Source organism: Aeromicrobium sp. Leaf272 (genome assembly GCF_001422865.1).
Lineage (GTDB): Bacteria > Actinomycetota > Actinomycetes > Propionibacteriales > Nocardioidaceae > Aeromicrobium.
The window spans coordinates 85699-102890 of the sequence record NZ_LMMY01000015.1 but is presented as its reverse complement, the minus strand read 5'-3'; the positions used below and the strand labels follow the sequence as shown (position 1 = coordinate 102890).

General features: G+C 71.2%; 16 protein-coding genes. 5 read left to right on the top strand and 11 right to left on the bottom strand.

The window, feature by feature from the left end:
• Positions 1-2 precede the first annotated feature (2 nt).
• Genes ASF38_RS15675 through pgl form a run of 4 tightly spaced genes read left to right on the top strand, consistent with a single transcriptional unit; the run spans position 3 to position 4757 of the window.
• Positions 3-1607 (top strand): glucose-6-phosphate isomerase, encoded by a 1605-nt coding sequence (locus tag ASF38_RS15675; protein WP_056577288.1) that lies wholly within the window; start codon positions 3-5, stop codon positions 1605-1607.
• The gene (zwf, locus tag ASF38_RS15670) at positions 1604-3136 is read left to right on the top strand and encodes a glucose-6-phosphate dehydrogenase (protein WP_055968015.1); all 1533 of its coding nucleotides are present in this window, start codon (positions 1604-1606) and stop codon (positions 3134-3136) included. Before ASF38_RS15675 ends, zwf begins: the two co-directional genes overlap by 4 nt.
• Complete coding sequence (locus tag ASF38_RS15665; RefSeq protein WP_055968012.1) at positions 3136-4035, top strand: glucose-6-phosphate dehydrogenase assembly protein OpcA; 900 nt, start codon at positions 3136-3138, stop codon at positions 4033-4035. Before zwf ends, ASF38_RS15665 begins: the two co-directional genes overlap by 1 nt.
• Positions 4035-4757: a 6-phosphogluconolactonase gene (pgl, locus tag ASF38_RS15660; RefSeq protein WP_056554536.1), complete on the top strand. Its 723-nt coding sequence runs from the start codon at positions 4035-4037 to the stop codon at positions 4755-4757. The genes ASF38_RS15665 and pgl overlap by 1 nt, the downstream gene beginning before the upstream one ends.
• 74 nt (positions 4758-4831) lie before the next feature.
• Here the strand turns inward: pgl and ASF38_RS15655 are convergent, their stop codons facing one another.
• From ASF38_RS15655 to uvrC, 10 genes are all read right to left on the bottom strand, one after another.
• On the bottom strand, positions 4832-5185 hold the full coding sequence (locus tag ASF38_RS15655; RefSeq protein WP_056578594.1) for an RNA polymerase-binding protein RbpA: 354 nt from the start codon (positions 5183-5185) through the stop codon (positions 4832-4834).
• Position 5186: 1 nt separating this feature from the next.
• Positions 5187-5423 (bottom strand): preprotein translocase subunit SecG, encoded by a 237-nt coding sequence (gene secG / locus ASF38_RS15650; protein WP_055968002.1) that lies wholly within the window; start codon positions 5421-5423, stop codon positions 5187-5189.
• Positions 5424-5438: 15 nt separating this feature from the next.
• Positions 5439-6233 carry a triose-phosphate isomerase gene (gene tpiA / locus ASF38_RS15645; protein ID WP_055967999.1) on the bottom strand — a complete coding sequence of 265 codons (795 nt, stop codon included), beginning with the start codon at positions 6231-6233 and terminating at the stop codon, positions 5439-5441.
• Positions 6233-7426 carry a phosphoglycerate kinase gene (pgk, locus tag ASF38_RS15640; protein WP_156366960.1) on the bottom strand — a complete coding sequence of 398 codons (1194 nt, stop codon included), beginning with the start codon at positions 7424-7426 and terminating at the stop codon, positions 6233-6235. Before pgk ends, tpiA begins: the two co-directional genes overlap by 1 nt.
• 25 nt (positions 7427-7451) lie before the next feature.
• Entirely contained in the window at positions 7452-8456 is a 1005-nt protein-coding gene (gap, locus tag ASF38_RS15635; RefSeq protein ID WP_056554530.1) for a type I glyceraldehyde-3-phosphate dehydrogenase, read from the bottom strand.
• Positions 8457-8519: 63 nt separating this feature from the next.
• Positions 8520-9260 carry a putative protein N(5)-glutamine methyltransferase gene (locus ASF38_RS15630; RefSeq protein WP_235497769.1) on the bottom strand — a complete coding sequence of 247 codons (741 nt, stop codon included), beginning with the start codon at positions 9258-9260 and terminating at the stop codon, positions 8520-8522.
• Between the two features lie 40 nt (positions 9261-9300).
• Positions 9301-10284 carry a DNA-binding protein WhiA gene (gene whiA, locus ASF38_RS15625; protein WP_055967991.1) on the bottom strand — a complete coding sequence of 328 codons (984 nt, stop codon included), beginning with the start codon at positions 10282-10284 and terminating at the stop codon, positions 9301-9303.
• Between the two features lie 37 nt (positions 10285-10321).
• Entirely contained in the window at positions 10322-11257 is a 936-nt protein-coding gene (gene yvcK / locus ASF38_RS15620) for a uridine diphosphate-N-acetylglucosamine-binding protein YvcK (protein WP_055968590.1), read from the bottom strand.
• A gap of 44 nt (positions 11258-11301) precedes the next feature.
• Positions 11302-12162, bottom strand: a complete 861-nt coding sequence (rapZ, locus tag ASF38_RS15615) for an RNase adapter RapZ (RefSeq protein ID WP_055967989.1) — start codon at positions 12160-12162, stop codon at positions 11302-11304.
• The gene (gene uvrC / locus ASF38_RS15610; RefSeq protein ID WP_055967986.1) at positions 12159-14099 is read right to left on the bottom strand and encodes an excinuclease ABC subunit UvrC; all 1941 of its coding nucleotides are present in this window, start codon (positions 14097-14099) and stop codon (positions 12159-12161) included. Before uvrC ends, rapZ begins: the two co-directional genes overlap by 4 nt.
• A gap of 705 nt (positions 14100-14804) precedes the next feature.
• Here uvrC and ASF38_RS17695 point away from each other — a divergent pair.
• A complete protein-coding gene (locus ASF38_RS17695) occupies positions 14805-15314 on the top strand; it encodes a hypothetical protein (RefSeq protein ID WP_156366957.1) in 510 nt (169 codons plus the stop codon).
• Between the two features lie 100 nt (positions 15315-15414).
• Here ASF38_RS17695 and uvrA read toward each other — a convergent pair.
• Positions 15415-17192, bottom strand: a 1778-nt coding sequence (uvrA, locus tag ASF38_RS19435; protein WP_235497765.1) for an excinuclease ABC subunit UvrA, incomplete at its 5' end; no start/stop codon positions are given.

Genomic DNA, 17192 nt, shown 5'->3' with positions numbered 1-17192 from the left:
CCGTGTCCCGACCCGACGTCACCCTGACGGTCGGCGACGAGGGGGACCTCGAGGCTGCGCTCGGCGACCTGGTCACCGATCGCTTCGCCTCCCGCCTGCTCGCCGGCGATGCCACCCTGTGGGGCCCGGACGCCGAGTCCGAGGCCTCGAAGCGACTGTCGTGGACGTCGCTGGCCCAGACGTCGCGGCCCCTTGTCGGGCAGATCGAGGCCCTGCGCTCCGAGCTGCACGCGCGCGGGCTCGACCACGTCGTGCTCTGTGGCATGGGTGGGTCGTCGCTGGCGCCCGAGGTCATCTGCGCCGCCGCAGGCGTGGAGCTGACCGTGCTCGACTCCTCCCAGCCCGACATGGTGCGGTCCGCGCTCGCGGACCGTCTGGAGCGCACGGTCGTGGTCGTCTCCAGCAAGTCCGGCGGGACCGTGGAGACCGACAGCCAGCGTCGTGCCTACGAGCAGGCCTTCGACGACGCGGGTCTCTCCCCCGCCGACCATCTCGTGGTGGTCACCGACCCGGGCTCGCCGCTCGACGAGCAGGCCACCGCCGCGGGGTACCGCGTCTTCCACGCCGACCCCGAGGTCGGCGGCCGCTACTCGGCGCTCACTGCGTTCGGGCTGGTGCCCAGCGGCCTCGCCGGCGCCGACGTCGGCGCCCTGCTCGACGAGGCCGAGTCGGCCGGACCGGAGCTGTTCGCCGACGACGCCGCCAACCCCGCGCTGCGCCTCGGTGCGGCACTGGGCGTCGCCAACCGGGCCGCGGTCGACAAGCTCGTCCTGCTCGACCACGACGCCGGCACCTCCGGGGCGTGGGGCGTGGGCGACTGGATCGAGCAGCTGGTGGCCGAGTCGACGGGCAAGCAGGGTCGCGGGATCCTGCCCGTCGTCGTGCCCAGCACGCACGCCGTCAACGTCGACCCCAGCACGCCCGACTCGTTCCTGGTCGTCACGGGCTCCGCCCAGCCCCCCAGGAGCACCTCGGGCTGGTCCGCCGGCGTGACCGGTGGCCTCGGCGGCCAGATGCTGCTCTGGGAGGTCGCGGTCAGCGTGGCCGGTGCCCTCATCGGCATCAACCCCTTCGACCAGCCCGACGTCGAGAGCGCCAAGCAGGCCGCGCGCGACAAGCTCAGCGGCGGCTCGGACGACGAGGTCGCGGCCGACGTCACGGACGGACCGGTCAGCGCCTTCGGCACGAGTGCCGACTCCCTGACCGACGCGGTCCAGGGACTCCTCGACCAGCTGGACCCCGATCACGGCTACGTCGCCGTGCACGCCTACCTCGACCGCTGGGAGCTGAGCGCGTACGCAGGTCTGCGCGAGCTGCTGGCCCGCCGCACGGGACGCCCCGTCACGTTCGGCTGGGGGCCGCGGTTCCTGCACTCCACCGGGCAGTACCACAAGGGTGGCCCGGCCACCGGGGTCTACCTGCAGCTCACGAGCGACGCCGCGCAGGACCTCGCCGTGCCCGGTCGCGACTTCACCTTCGGTGAGTTCATCGCGTCCCAGGCCGCCGGCGACGCGCAGGTGCTCCAGGACCACGGCAGACCTGTGCTCCGGCTCCACCTGGCCGACCCCGAGGCTGCCGCCGCCACCGTGCGCGACCTGCTCGCATGACCGACACGAGCACCGGTTCCAACCCGCTGCGGGACCCGCGCGACCGTCGGCTCCCGAGGATCGCCGGGCCCTGCAGCGTCGTCATGTTCGGCGTCACGGGCGACCTCGCCCGCAAGAAGCTGATCCCGGCGATCTACGACCTCGCGAACCGCGGTCTCCTGCCGCCGGGGTTCGCGCTCGTCGGCTTCGCCCGCCACGACTTCGGCACCCAGCAGTTCGCCGACATGCTCAAGGACTCGGCGAAGGCGGGCGCCCGCACGCCCTGGCGCGACACGGTCTGGGCGCAGCTGGAGGCGGGCATCCGCTTCGTGCCCGGTGAGTTCGACGACGACGCCGCCTGGCTCCAGCTGGCCGCCACCATGGCCGAGCTCGACGAGCAGCAGGGCACCGGCGGGAACCACGCCTTCTACCTCTCGATCCCCCCGGGCCTCTTCCCGGTGGTCGTCGGCAAGATCAAGCAGCACGGTCTGGCCGACCAGTCGGGTGGGTGGCGTCGGGTCGTCATCGAGAAGCCGTTCGGCCACGACCTCGAGTCGGCGCGGACGCTCAACTCCCTCGTCTCCGAGGTGTTCCCCCGCGAGAGCGTGTTCCGCATCGACCACTACCTCGGCAAGGAGACGGTGCAGAACATCCTGGCGCTGCGCTTCGCGAACGGGATGTTCGAGCCGCTGTGGAACAGCCACTACGTCGACCACGTGCAGATCACGATGGCCGAGGACATCGGCATCGGCACGCGCGCGGGCTACTACGACGGCATCGGCGCCGCGCGTGACGTGATCCAGAACCACCTGCTCCAGCTCATGGCCCTCATCGCGATGGAGGAGCCCGTCTCCTTCAACGCCGAGAGCCTGCGGATCGAGAAGCAGAAGATCCTGGCCAACGCCCGCCCGGCCACGCCGATGGCCGACCACACGGCCCAGGCCCAGTACACCGCCGGCTGGGCCGGCGGCGAGCACGTCGTCGGCTACCTCGAGGAGCAGGGCATCCCGCAGGAGTCCCGCACGGAGACCTACGCGGCCGTGCGCGTCGACGTGGCCACCCGCCGCTGGGCCGGAGTCCCGTTCTACCTGCGCACGGGCAAGCGGCTCGGTCGTCGGGTCACCGAGGTGGCCGTGGTGTTCAAGGCGGCACCGCACCAGCCGTTCAGCAAGAACGACATCGAGGAGCTCGGCAAGAACGCCCTCGTCATGCGCATTCAGCCCGACGAGGGCGTCACGCTGCGCTTCGGTGCGAAGGTGCCCGGCACCACGATGGAGATCCGTGACGTGCTCATGGACTTCGCCTACGGCGGCGCGTTCGTCGAGAGCAGCCCGGAGGCCTACGAGCGCCTCATCCTCGACGTGCTGCTCGGTGATCCGCCGCTGTTCCCGCAGCAGGAGGAGGTCGAGCTGTCCTGGAAGATCCTCGACCCCGTCATCGAGCACTGGACGCGGCAGCGCTCCATCGACACCTACACGTCGGGGACGTGGGGACCACCGACCGCCGACGCCATGATGGAACGTGACGGCCGCGTCTGGAGGCGACCCTGATGCAGATCAACCTCGACGACACGACCTCACCGGAGATCGCGCGTGCCATGGTGCGCGCGCGAGTCGACTCCGGCAGCCCGGCCATGGACATGGTGCTCACGGCCCTGGTCGTGACCGACGACGAGACCGTGGGCGACGCGCTGCGCACGGCCGCGGTGCTCTCGCGCGAGCACCCGTCACGCGTCATCGGCATCGTCCTGGGCGACGGGCGCGGACACCCGCGGGTCGACGCCACCGTCCGGGTGGGCGAGAACGCCGCCGGCGAGTCGATCCTGCTGCGCCTGTCGGGGCCGCTCACCCGGCACGCCGAGTCCGTGGTGCTGCCGCTGCTGCTCCCCGACTCCCCCGTCGTGGTGTGGTGGCCGGGCAAGCCGCCGGCCTGCCCGTCGCAGGACCCGATCGGTCAGCTGGCCCAGCGCCGACTGACCGATGCCGAGGCAACCGACTCCCCGGTGCGCACGCTCAAGAGCACCGCCCGGAACTACGCCCCGGGCGACACCGACCTGAGCTGGACGCGACTCACGCCCTGGCGCGCCCTGCTGGCCGCCGCCCTCGACCAGGCCACCGGCACCGTGGAGCGTGGTGTCGTCGAGGCCGGGTCCGGCAATCCTGCCGCCACGCTGCTCACCGCCTGGCTGCAGAGCAGGCTCGGCGTCCCGATCACGCAGCGACGCAGCGACACCGAGCAGATCGCGCGGGTCGTGCTCGAGACGGCCACGGGCGACGTGACCATCGAGCGGATCGACGCAGAGTCCTGCCTGTTCTCCATCCCGGGATCGGCACCCCGTCACGTGCCTCTCGGTGCCCGCTCGCTCGCCGAGCTCCTCGCCGAGGACCTGCGGCGGCTCGACGCCGACGACGTGTACCACGAGACGATCACCCACCTGCTGGAGTCCTGATGAGCCCCACGGCACCCGAGCCCGTCACCCACGTCCACCCCGACGCCGCGACCCTCGCCGAGGCGGTGGCGACCCGGCTGGCCGAGCGGGTGGCCGCGGCCCAGGCGGAGGGACGGGTCCCGCACGTGGTGCTCACCGGGGGCACCATCGCCATCGAGATCTACGAGCGGCTCGACGTCGATGCCGCACGCTGGGCCGACGTCGTCTACTGGTTCGGTGACGAGCGGTTCGTCCCGCAGGGGCACGAGGACCGCAACGACCGGCAGGCGCGCGACAGCTTCCTCGACCGGTGCGGCGTCCCGGCCGAGAACGTGCGGTCGATGCCGGCGCACGGCTGCTCCACGTCCATGGCCGAGGCGGCCGACGCCTACGGCGCCACGCTGCCCGACGAGCCGTTCGACGTCGTGCTCCTCGGTCTCGGACCGGACGGGCACGTGGCCTCGCTGTTCCCGGGGTTCACGCAGCTGCACGAGCGGGAGCGCCGGTGCGTCGAGGTGTTCGGGTCACCGAAGCCGCCCCCGGAGCGCATCAGCCTCACCTTCGGCGCTCTCAACCACACCCGGGCCACGTGGTTCCTCGTCTCCGGCGAGGGCAAGGCCGATGCCGTGGCCCGCGCCCGGGCCGGCGAGGGATCGATCGACGAGACTCCCGCACGCGGGGCCCACGGGCAGGACGAGACGCTCTGGTTCCTCGACGAGGCTGCGGCGAGCGCTCTGCGATAGCTCGAGCCCGGAACGCGACGACGCCCCCGTCCGGTGGGACGAGGGCGTCGAGGCCGGACCGTGCGGGAGGCAGGTCAGAAGATGACGTCGCCGGACTTGCGGCGTGCGCGCAGGGAGTCGAGGGCCTCGGTGAGGATCACCTGGGCCTCGTCCTCGCTGCGACGTTCCTTCACGTAGGCCAGGTGCGTCTTGTAGGGCTCCGTCTTGGGCGCCGTCGGACGGTTGTCGGAGTCGGCGCTCGCCGGCATGCCGCACCGCGGGCAGTCCCAGGACTCCGGCGGCTCGGCCTCGAGGGCGAAGTGCAGCAGCGTCTGGTGGTCGTTGATGCAGAAGTACGTGACGGCCTTGCGAGGCGCGGCCTCACCACGCTCCGCCTCCCCCATGGGCCCCGAACCGATGCGGCTGCCGCGGATGGCTCCTGCCGCCATGTCAGTTGCTCACCTTCAGCAGCAGCCCGAGGGCGATGATCGAGATCGCCCAGATGACGGCGATGCCGACGGTGATGCGGTCGAGGTTGCGCTCGGCGACCGAGGAGCCTCCGAGCGAGCTCGAGATGCCGCCGCCGAACATGTCGGACAAGCCGCCGCCGCGCCCCTTGTGCATGAGGATCAGCACGATCATGAGCAGGCTCGCGATCGTCAGCACGGACGAGAACAGGATGATCACAGTGTGGGTCTTCCGTCAGGAGGGCAGGGCCGGCATGTCGTAGAACCGGGCGACGGCGGCGAACTCCTCCGCCTGGAGGCTTGCACCGCCGACCAGGGCGCCGTCCACGTCGGACTTCGCCATGATCGCGGCGATGTTGGCCGCCTTGACCGATCCGCCGTACAGGATACGCACTGCGTCAGCAGCCTCCGACGAGCAGGTCTCCGCCACGCGGGCACGGATGGCCGCGCACACCTCCTGGGCGTCCTCGGGCGTGGCGACCTCGCCGGTGCCGATGGCCCACACGGGCTCGTACGCGACGACCAGCCCGGCGACCTGCTCCGGGGTGAGGCCCGCCAGCGAGCCGTCGACCTGCGCGAGCGTGTGGGCGACGTGCTCACCGGCCTGCCGGACCTCGAGTCCCTCGCCGACGCAGACGATCGGGGTGATGTCGGCGGCGAGCGCGCGCTTGGCCTTGGCGTTCACGACGGCGTCGGTCTCGTGGTGGTACTCGCGACGCTCGGAGTGCCCGACGACCACGTAGGAGCAGCCGAGCTTCGCCAGCATGGCCGCCGTGATCTCACCGGTGTACGCACCGCCGTCGTGCTCGGAGACGTCCTGCGCCCCGTAGCGCAGGGACAGCCGGTCCCCGTCGACGAGTGTCTGGACGCTGCGGATGTCGGTGAACGGCGGGATCACCACGACCTCGGAGCGCGTGCCGTCGTGCTTCTTGTCCTGCAGGGTCCACGCCAGCTTCTGCACCAGGACGACGGCCTCCTGGTGGTTGAGGTTGGACTTCCAGTTGCCCGCCATGAGCGGTGTGCGTGCCATCAGCTGTCGCCTTCCAGGATCTGCAGGCCGGGGAGCGTCTTGCCCTCCAGGTACTCCAGGCTCGCTCCACCCCCGGTGGAGATGTGACCGAACTGGTCGTCGGAGAAGCCGAGGCGGCGCACGGCGGCGGCGGAGTCGCCACCGCCGACGACCGACAGGCCGTCCACCTCGGTGAGGGCCTGCGCGACGGCCTTCGTGCCGGCGGCGAACGCGTCGAACTCGAACACTCCCATCGGGCCGTTCCAGAACACCGTGTGCGCACCCCGCACGACCTCGGCGAAGCGGGCCGCGCTGTCGGGACCGATGTCGAGACCCATCTGGTCGGAGGGGATCGCGTCGGCGGCGACGACGGTGGCCGGCGCGTCGGCGGAGAACTCCGGCGCCACGACCACGTCGGTCGGCAGCACGAGCTCGACACCCTTCGCCTCGGCGCGCTCCACGTACTCACGGGCGACGTCGAGCTGGTCGGCCTCGAGCAGCGAGGAGCCGACGTCGTGGCCGGCGGCCTTGAGGAACGTGAAGACCATGCCACCACCGATGAGCAGGCTGTCGGCCTTGTCGATGAGGTTGTCGATCACACCCAGCTTGTCGGACACCTTGGACCCGCCGAGCACGACCACGTAGGGCCGCTCGGGGGTCTCGGTCAGCCGCTGCAGGACTTCGACCTCGGCCTGCACCAGCCCGCCCACCACGGCGGGGAGCCGCGTGGCGACGTCGTAGACGCTGGCCTGCTTGCGGTGCACGACACCGAAGCCGTCGGAGACGAACACGTCGGCCAGCGCCGCGAGCTGGTCCGCGAAGGCGCCACGAACCGCGTCGTCCTTGCTCGTCTCGCCCTCGTTGAACCGGACGTTCTCGAGCACGGCGACCTGACCGTCCTGCAGCGCCGCGGAGATCCGCTGCGCCTCGACGTCGACGGTGTCGTTGGCGAACAGCACTGGGCTGCCGAGCAGCTCGGCCAGCCGCTCGGCCACCGGGGCCAGGGAGTACGCCGGGTCCGGCGCACCCTTGGGACGACCCAGGTGGGCCATCACGAGCACGCGCGCGCCGGCCTCGGCCAGACGGCGGATGGTGGGCACGCTGGCGCGCACCCGGCCGTCGTCGGTGATGGTGCTGCCGTCGAGCGGGACGTTCAGGTCGCTGCGCACCAGCACCCGCGTGCCGGAGAGGTCCCCGCCGCGCTCGTCGAGCAGGCCGTCGATCGTCTGGGCCGCCACGTCAGAGAGAGGCGCCGACGTGCTTGACGAGGTCGACGAGACGGTTGGAGTAGCCCCACTCGTTGTCGTACCAGCCGACGACCTTGACCTGGTCGCCGATGACCTTCGTCAGGCCCGAGTCGAAGATGCACGACGAGGGGTCGGTGACGATGTCGGTGGAGACGATCGGGTCCTCGGTGTACGTCAGGAAGCCCTTGAGGGGCCCCTCGGCGGCGTCCTTGAGGATCTGGTTGACCTCCTCGACCGACGTCTCGCGCGAGGCGGTGAACGTGAGGTCGGTGGCCGAGCCGGTCGGCACGGGGACGCGCAGCGCGTAGCCGTCGAGCTTGCCCTTGAGCTCGGGGAGCACGAGGCTCACTGCCTTGGCGGCACCCGTCGACGTGGGGACGATGTTCAGCGCGGCGGCGCGCGCGCGGCGCAGGTCGCTGTGCGGTGCGTCCTGGAGGTTCTGGTCCTGCGTGTACGCGTGGATCGTGGTCATCAGGCCACGCTCGATGCCGAGCGCGTCGTTCAGGGCCTTGGCCATGGGCGCGAGGCAGTTGGTGGTGCAGGAGGCGTTGGAGATGACCGTGTGCGCGTCGGCGTCGTAGGTCTCGTGGTTGACGCCCATGACGATCGTGGCGTCCTCGTTCTTCGCGGGCGCCGAGATGATGACCTTCTTCGCACCGCCGTCGACGTGGGCCTTGGCCTTGGTGGCGTCGGTGAAGAAGCCGGTGGACTCCACGACGACGTCGACGCCCACGGAGGCCCAGTCCAGCTTCGCGGGGTCGCGCTCGGCGAAGGCGGCGATCTTCTGGTCGCCGACGGTGATCGAGGTGTCGTCGAAGGACACGTCGGCGTCGAGGCGGCCCAGGATCGAGTCGTACTTGAGGAGCGTCGCGAGCGTCCTGTTGTCGGTCAGGTCGTTGACGGCGACGATCTCGATGTCGGCGCCGGCGGCACGAGCCGCCCGGAAGAAGTTGCGGCCGATGCGGCCGAAGCCGTTGATGCCCACGCGAACGGTCACGATGAAACCTGCTCCTACTGGGGTCGAGGTGATGATCGTCTGCAGCCTATCGAGTCGCCGTGGCTACCGGCGAGTCGCCCGCACGGCGGTGGCCCCGATCTCGTCGTCGGTCACGACCTCGACGGTCCACCGGTCCGGGTCGAAGGCCCCGGCGGTGCTCGGGGCCTGGCGCTCGGAGGTCTCGACGAGGACCGTCCCACCGCGCGCCACCCACTCCCCTGCCCGGTCGGCCACGCGGCGGTGCAGGTCGACGCCGTCGGCTCCTCCGTCGAGCGCGGCGCGCGGCTCGTGGTCGCGCGCCTCACGCGGCAGGTGCGCCACCTCGGCGCTCGGCACGTAGGGAGCGTTCACGAGCAGGAGGTCCACCTTCCCGCGCAGGCCGACCGGCAGGGCGTCGAACAGGTCGCCGCGATGCACCTCGCCGATGCCGCGCAGGTTCTCGGCCGCACACCCGCACGCCACCTCGTCCAGGTCGGCCGCGTGGAGCTCGACGTCGGGTCGGGCGCGCGCCAGGGCCAGTCCCAGGGCTCCGGACCCGCAGCAGAGGTCGACCACGACGGCGCCGTCGCGGCCCAGCGCGCCCAGCCCCTGCGCGACGAGCAGCGACGACCGCCGACGTGGCACGAACACGCCCGGCCGGAGGCTCACGCGCACCCCGGCGAGCTCGGCCCAGCCCAGCAGCACCTCGAGCGGGGCGCCCTCAGCGCGTCGCCTCACCATCTCGTCGCGCAGGGCCTCGTCGTCGGTGGCCTGCAGGATCAGGTGTGCCTCGTCCTCGGCGAAGACGCAGCCCGCGGCTCGCAGCCGTGCGGCGAGAGCCTCGACCGTGGGTCCGGTCCCGGACTCAGGCCTCAGGGAGGGAGTCCTCGTTGACGCTGGCCTCGGTGTCGGGGATGCCGAGGTCGGACGCACGCTTGTCGGCCATGGCGAGGAGGCGGCGGATCCGACCGGCGATCGCGTCCTTCGTGAGCGGCGGCACGTGCAGCTGGCCGAGCTCCTCGAGGCTGGCCTGACGGTGCTCCACGCGCAGGTCGCCGGCCATCTTGAGGTGGTCGGGCACGTCCTCGGCCAGGATCTCGAGCGCGCGCTGGGCGCGTGCGCCGGCGGCGACCGCGGCACGTGCGGAGCGGCGCAGGTTGGCGTCGTCGAAGTTGGCGAGCCGGTTGGCCGTGGCGCGCACCTCGCGCCGCATGCGGCGCTCCTCCCACGCGAGCAGCGTCTCGTGGGCACCGAGGCGGGTGAGCAGGGCGCCGATCGCCTCACCGTCGCGGATGACGACCCGGTCGCCGCCACGCACCTCACGCGCCTTGGCGCTGATGCCGAGACGTCGGGCTGCACCCACCAGGGCGAGGGCGGCCTCGGGTCCGGGGCAGCTCACCTCGAGGGCGGACGACCGACCAGGCTCGGTGAGGGACCCGTGGGCGAGGAACGTGCCGCGCCAGGCCGCCACGGAGTCGCACGACGCACCGGAGACGACCTGCGGCGGCAGACCCCGGACGGGGCGCCCGCTGGCGTCGACCAGACCGGTCTGACGCGCCAGCGCCTCGCCGTCCTTGGCCACCCGCACCACGTAGTGGGTGCCCTTGCGCAGGTTGGTCCCCTGGACGACCAGCACCTCGCTGTCGTGTCCGTAGACCTCCTGGATGTCACGACGCAGCCGACGTGCCACCGCCCCGGTGTCGAGCTCGGCCTCGACGACGATCCGTCCTGCGACGATGTGAAGGCCGCCGGCGAACCGCAGCATCGAGGCCACCTCGGCCTTGCGGCAGCACGCCTTCGAGATCGTCGTGCTCGCGAGCTCCGACTTCACCTGGGCCGTCATCGCCATCCGGGCGTCCTCCAACGTCGTCGCGGGCAGTCAGCCCTCACTGTATGCCCGGGTGCAAGAACCCTTCGAAGGCCTCCGCCAGCCGGCCCGGGTCGTGCTGGTCGGCGCCGGGTCGGGCGGCCACCTCCGCGGCCACCACGCGGGCCCCGAGGGCGCGCGCCGCACGCTCCAGCACACCGTCGTCGTCGACCAGCGAGTGGTCGGCGAGCACCACGTCGATGCGCAGGTCGGGCGCGTGGGCGGCGAGGACGTCGAGGTGGTCGGTGGGCGACAGCCCCTCGGTCTCGCCCTCCTGCTCCTGCAGGTTGAGCACCAGCGCACGGCGTGCCGAGGTGCGTTCGAGGGCGTCGCGGAGCTGCGGGACGAGCAGGTTCGGCATCACGCTGGTGAACCAGGAGCCAGGGCCCACCACGACCCAGTCGGCGTCCTCGACGGCGCGCACCGCCTCCGGGCACGCCGGCGGGTCCTGCGGATCGAGCCGCACTGCCAGGACCTGCCCGTCGACCGAGGCGACCTGCGTCTGGCCCCGCACGACCGTGACGTGGTCCGGGGAGGCGTGCAGGCGCACGTCGGCCTCGATGTCGAGGGGGACGGCCGCCATGGGCAGCACCCGACCCCGTGCCCCGAGCAGGTCTCCGACCAGGTCGAGGCCGGCCACGTGGTCGTCGAGGATGTCCCAGATGGCGGCGATCAGCAGGTTGCCGACGGCGTGCTCGTTCAGGGCGCCGCCGCTCTGGAACCGGTGCTGCAGCACCGTGGCCCACTGACGCCCCCACTGGTCGTCGGCGCAGAGGGCCGCCAGGGCCATGCGCAGGTCACCGGGAGGAAGCACGCCGAGCTCCTCGCGGAGCCGACCGGACGAACCGCCGTTGTCGGCCACGGTGACGATGCCGGTCAGCCGGGTGTGCAGCAGCCGGAGGGCCGACAGGCTGGCCGCCAGCCCGTGACCGCCCCCGAGGGCGACGACCCGCACGCCGCCGTTCGGGGCGGTCGGTGACGTCGGTGCGGCCGACCCGCTCACTCGCGCCCCAGGTCGCGGTGCACCACGAGGGTCCGGACCCCGTGGGACCTCAAGCGCTCCGCGAACGCCTCCGACATGGCCACGCTGCGGTGCCGCCCGCCGGTGCAGCCGATCGCGATCGTGAGGAACCGCTTGTCCTCGTGGAGGAAGCCGTCCGTCAGCATGTCCACGAGGTTCTCGTAGGCGGCGAGGAACTCCGGGGCCTTCGGCTGGCTGAGCACGTAGTCGCTCACCGGCGCGTCGAGGCCGCTCAGCGGTCGCAGCTCGTCGACCCAGTAGGGGTTCGGCAGGAAGCGCATGTCGGCGACCATGTCGGCGTCGATGGGGATGCCGTACTTGAAGCCGAACGACATGACGGACGCACGCAGACCCGTGGCCCCCGGCTCCTCGAAGGCGGCCTGCACCCGGCGGGCGAGCTGGTGGACGTTGAGGTTCGAGGTGTCGACGACGATGTCGGCCCGGCCACGGACGGCACGCAGCAGCTCGCGCTCGCGGTCGAAGCCGTCGAGCAGGCGGCCCTCCATGCTGAGCGGGTGCGGCCGGCGCGCAGCCTCCTGGCGTCGGACGAGGACCTCGTCGGCCGCCTCGAGGTAGAGCACCCGGGCGCGGATGCCACGCTCGCGCAGCGACTCGAGCGCGTCGACCAGCCCGGAGTAGAACGCCCCGGAGCGGGAATCCACGACCACGGCCAGCCGGGCGACGTCGGCGCCCTCCGCGGCGTCGACGGCGCCCTCGATCATCCTGGCCGGGAGGTTGTCGATGACGTAGTAGCCGAGCTTCTCGAGCGCCTTGGCGGCCGTGCCGCGCCCGGCGCCGGTCATGCCGGTCACGAGCACGAACGTGGTCAACGGCGTCATCGGTCCTCCACGATCTCGCCCGTCGCCATGTCGACGGCGGGCCCTGGGGCGTCGGCGGCGAGCGCCGCCACGACGGATTCTGCCGTAGCCCGGCCGAACCCGGGCACCGCGGCCACCTCGTCGACCGTGGCGGCCCGGATCTTCCGGACGGAGCCGAACGCGGCCATCAGCGCCTTGCGCCGCGTGGGGCCGAGGCCCGGGACGTCGTCGAGGGCGCTGCCCGTCATGGCCTTGGCCCGACGCTGTCGGTGGTGGGCGATGGCGAAGCGGTGGGCCTCGTCGCGCACGCGCTGCAGCAGGTACAGCGCCTCGCTCGTGCGCGGGAAGATGACCGGGTCGACGTCGTGCGGCACCCAGATCTCCTCGAGCCGCTTGGCGAGTCCGCAGAGTGCCACGTCGGTGATGCCGAGCTCGTCGAGCGCGGCCTGGGCGGCCGCCACCTGCGGCGGACCGCCGTCGACGACCACCAGGCCCGGTGCGTACGCGAACTTGCGCGGCAGACCGGTCTCGGGATCGATGCCCGGGATCTCGTCGCCCTCCTTGCGGGCCTTGAGCAGCCGCTGGAAGCGTCGGGTGATGACCTCGTGCATGGCGGCGACGTCGCTCTGGCCCTCGTGGCGGATGGTGAAGCGGCGGTACTCGGCCTTGCGGGGAAGGCCGTCCTCGAACACGACCATCGAGGCGACGATCTCGGTGCCCTGGAGGTTGGAGATGTCGTAGCACTCGATGCGCAGCGGAGCCGTGGGCAGCTCGAGGTACTCCTGGATCTCCTCGAGCGCCTTGCTCCGGGCCGTGAGGTCGCCGGCACGCTTGAGCTTGTGGCGCGCCATGACCTGCTGGGCGTTCTGCTCCACCGTCTCGAGCAGCCGCTTCTTGTCGCCCCGCTGCGGCACGCGGATGCGGACCGGTCCCCCACGCAGCTCGGTGAGCAGCTCGGTGACCGCCTCGACGTCGGCCGGCAGCCGCGGCACGAGCACCTGGCGCGGGATCGCCTCGGCGGCGGTGTTCTCGTACAGGGTCATGACGGCACGCTGGACGAGCTCGGGGAAGCCCGCCTCGTCGGCCTTGTCGGCCACCCAGCCGCGCTGGCCGCGGATGCGCCCGCCGCGGACCGAGAAGATCTGCACGGCGACCTCGAGCGGGTCGTCGACGAAGCCGAGGACGTCGGCGTCTGTGCCGTCGCCGAGCACGACCGTCTGCTTCTCGAGCGCGCGGCTCAGGGCACCGAGGTCGTCGCGGAACTTCGCGGCGAGCTCGTACTCCTGGTTGGCCGCAGCCTCCTTCATGCGCTGCTCGATGGAGCGGGTGAACCCAGCGGTCTGTCCGCCCATGAACGCCATGAAGTCGTCGACGATGCCGCGGTGCTCCTCGGGCGTGACCCGCCCGACGCACGGTGCCGCGCACTTGCCGATGTCGCCGAGCAGGCACGGCCGACCGATGCCCTGGGCGCGACGGTAGACGCCGGCCGAGCACGAGCGCATGGGGAAGACCCGCAGCAGCGTGTCGACCGTGTCGCGGATGGCCCACGCGTGGCCGTAGGGACCGAAGTAGCGCACGCCCTTGCGCTGTGCACCGCGCATCACCTGGACTCGCGGCACCTCCTCGCCGACCGTGACCGCGAGCCAGGGGTAGCTCTTGTCGTCCCGGTACTTGACGTTGAAGCGTGGGTCGAACTCCTTGATCCACGTGTACTCGAGCTGGAGCGCCTCGACCTCGGTGGTGACCACCGTCCAGTCGACCGACGCGGCCGTGGTGACCATGCGCGCCGTGCGCTCGTGCAGCCCCGCGACGTCCTGGAAGTAGCTGTTGAGCCGCGCCCGCAACGACTTGGCCTTGCCGACGTAGATGACCCGACCCTGCGCGTCGCGGAAGCGGTAGACCCCCGGCTCGACCGGTATCTCCCCCGGCGCCGGCCGGTAGGTCGCTGGATCCGCCACGCCCCCACCCTACGAGCCCCCACCGACACACCCGTCCCGGAGATTCCCAGGTCGACCGGGGAATCTGCCGGACTGCACGGTTTCCCTGCGTCTGCACGGGTTGCAACCCGTGCAGACGTAGGGAAGCCGTGCATCTGTCGGCGTCGTCCACATGCCTCCGGAGGCCGCGTCGCGTCGTCCACAGAATGTGTCGCACCCCTCCCGCCCCTGTCTCGAGCGCATCACCGTGGAGGGATGGACGATCTGGAGCTGGCAATCGCGGCCCGCGGCGGCTTCGTGTTCAGAAGCGACCTGCTGGGCCTGGGGTGGACGGATCGCGCCATCGGTCAGGCTCGTCGGGCGAAGATGCTCGTCCGACTCCGCGTGGGCACCTACACGACCCCGGCCGTCCTGGCCTCGTCGAGTCCCGAGGACAGGCACCTCCTGCTCGCAAGGTCGGTCCTGGCCAAGTTCCCCGAAGGAAGCGTCGCTCTGTCGCACCACAGCGCAGCGATCGCCCACGGACTTGCGACCTGGGCGGTCGATCTGACGACGGTGCACGTCGTTCGTCTCGATCCAGGGTCGGGGCGCGCAGAGTCGGCTGTTCACCACCACCGGAACATCGCCGGGCTCGGTTTCGTCGAGACGCCCTCAGGCCTGTTGGCGGTCGAACCGGCTCACGCGACGTTCCAGGTGGCGTGTGCCGGTGATGTCCGAGGCGCCCTCGTGGTGCTGGACTCGGCGCTGAACCGGGAGCTCGCCGTGCGCGAGGAGCTGGCGGACATCTCAGGCAGGTTCAGAGGTTGGACCGGGTCGCGGCAGGCGCGGTTCGTGCTGCGTCGTGCCGACCCCGGCGCACAGACTGCGGCAGAGTCGTTGCTGCGCCAGACGTGCTTCGAGGCATCCATGCCGGTCCCGGTCACGCAGTTCCCGATCGTCGAGGACGGCGAGGTGTTCGCGTGGACCGACGTGGCCTGGCCCGAGCATCGGCACATCGGAGAAGTGGACGGTCAGAGGAAGTACTGGCGCGACCTGCGACCGGGTGAGGACGCCAGCGACGTCGTGGTGCGTGAGAAGCACCGCGAGGACCGGATCCGCGGACTGAGCTTCGGAGTGTCCAGGGCGACAGCCCACGAGGTGCGACCAGGCCAGTCGCACGACACCGGTCTCCGGTGGTCGTACGAGCTCGCTCGGTCGCGTCAGCTCCATGAGCGGGCACGGCGGCACCTGGTGTGAGCAATGCCCGATTTCCCTGCAGGAGCACGGGAAGCAACCCGTGCTCCTGCACGGTTCTCGTGCAAACCGGAAGAATCCCAGGTCGACCTGGGAATCTGTGTTACTGCAGGAGGGGGGCGAGGAACTGGCCGGTGTGGCTGGCCTTCACCGTGGCGACGTGCTCGGGGGTGCCCTCGGCGATGAGGGTGCCGCCGCCGGAGCCGCCCTCGGGACCCATGTCGACGAGCCAGTCGGCCGTCTTGATGACGTCGAGGTTGTGCTCGATGACGACGACGGAGTTGCCGGCGTCGACGAGGCGGCCGAGGACCAGGAGCAGCTTGCGGATGTCCTCGAAGTGCAGGCCGGTGGTGGGCTCGTCGAGGACGTACATGGTGCGGCCGGTGGACCGCTTCTGCAGCTCCGAGGCCAGCTTGACGCGCTGGGCCTCGCCGCCCGACAGGGTCGGGGCGCTCTGACCGAGTCGCACGTAGCCCAGTCCGACGTCGACGAGCGTCCGCAGGTGGCGGGCGATCGCAGGGATGGCCTCGAAGAACTCGACGGCCACCTCGATCGGCATGTCGAGGACCTCGGCGATGGTGCTGCCCTTGTAGCGGACCTCGAGCGTCTCGCGGTTGTACCGCGCTCCGTGGCAGACCTCGCACGGGACGTAGACGTCGGGCAGGAAGTTCATCTCGATCTTGATCGTGCCGTCGCCGGAGCACGCCTCGCAGCGACCACCCTTGATGTTGAACGAGAAGCGACCCTGCTGGTAGCCGCGCATCTTGGCCTCGGGCGTCTGCGCGAACAGCTTGCGCACGTGGTCGAACACGCCGGTGTACGTGGCGGGGTTCGATCGCGGTGTGCGACCGATGGGCGACTGGTCGACGTGGATGATCTTGTCGATCTGCTCGGCGCCGCTGATGGAGCGGTGACGGCCCGGGATGGTGCGCGCGCCGTAGATCTGGCGAGCCAGCGAGGTGTAGAGGATGTCGTTGACGAGCGTCGACTTGCCCGAGCCCGAGACGCCCGTGACCGCGACGAGCTGGCCGAGCGGGAACGTGACGTCGATGTCCTTGAGGTTGTGCTCGCGAGCACCGTGGATCGTGATCTCGCGATCCTTCTGACGCGGCCGACGGACCTCGGGGAGCGGGATCTTCTCCCGTCCGGAGAGGTACTTGCCGGTGATCGAGTCCTTGCTCTTGTAGAGGTCCTTGACGGGCCCGGACACGATGACCTGACCGCCGTGCTCGCCCGCGCCCGGTCCGATGTCGACGGCCCAGTCGGCGGCCCGGATGGTGTCCTCGTCGTGCTCGACGACGATGAGCGTGTTGCCCATGTCGCGCAGGCGCACGAGCGTCTCGATGAGCCGGTGGTTGTCGCGCTGGTGCAGGCCGATGGACGGCTCGTCGAGGACGTACAGGACGCCGACCAGGCCCGCACCGATCTGCGTGGCGAGGCGGATGCGCTGGGCCTCGCCGCCGGACAGCGATCCGGCGGCGCGGTCGAGGCTGAGGTAGTCGAGGCCGACGTCGAGCAGGAAGCGAAGGCGCTCGTGGATCTCCTTGAGCACCCGTTCGCCGATCTGGCGCTCGCGGTCGCTCATCTCGAGGCCGGAGAGGTACTCGGCGGCCTCGGCGATGGACAGGTTGCTGACCTCGGCGATGTTCTTGGGCCCGAGCTCGGGGTGGTTGACCAGCACGGCCCGGATGACGGGCTTGAGCCGGCTGCCGCCGCACTCGCCGCACGCCACCTCGCGCATGAAGCCCTCGAGCCGCTCGCGGTTGGTCTCGGACTCGGTCTCGGCGTAGCGACGCTCGATGAACGCGATCGCGCCCTCGAAGGCCGTGTAGTAGGACCGCTGACGTCCATAGCGGTTCTTGTAGGTGACGTGCACCTTGT

Excerpts from the sequence above, each read along its gene's own strand:
- zwf (WP_055968015.1), top strand. The coding sequence starts at position 1,604 with ATGACCGACACGAGCACCGGTTCCAACCCGCTGCGGGACCCGCGCGAC.
- tpiA (WP_055967999.1), bottom strand. The coding sequence starts at position 6,233 with ATGGCACGCACACCGCTCATGGCGGGCAACTGGAAGTCCAACCTCAAC.
- whiA (WP_055967991.1), bottom strand. The coding sequence starts at position 10,284 with ATGGCGATGACGGCCCAGGTGAAGTCGGAGCTCGCGAGCACGACGATC.
- rapZ (WP_055967989.1), bottom strand. The coding sequence starts at position 12,162 with ATGACGCCGTTGACCACGTTCGTGCTCGTGACCGGCATGACCGGCGCC.
- ASF38_RS15655 (WP_056578594.1), bottom strand. The coding sequence starts at position 5,185 with ATGGCGGCAGGAGCCATCCGCGGCAGCCGCATCGGTTCGGGGCCCATG.
- pgl (WP_056554536.1), top strand. The coding sequence starts at position 4,035 with ATGAGCCCCACGGCACCCGAGCCCGTCACCCACGTCCACCCCGACGCC.
- ASF38_RS15665 (WP_055968012.1), top strand. The coding sequence starts at position 3,136 with ATGCAGATCAACCTCGACGACACGACCTCACCGGAGATCGCGCGTGCC.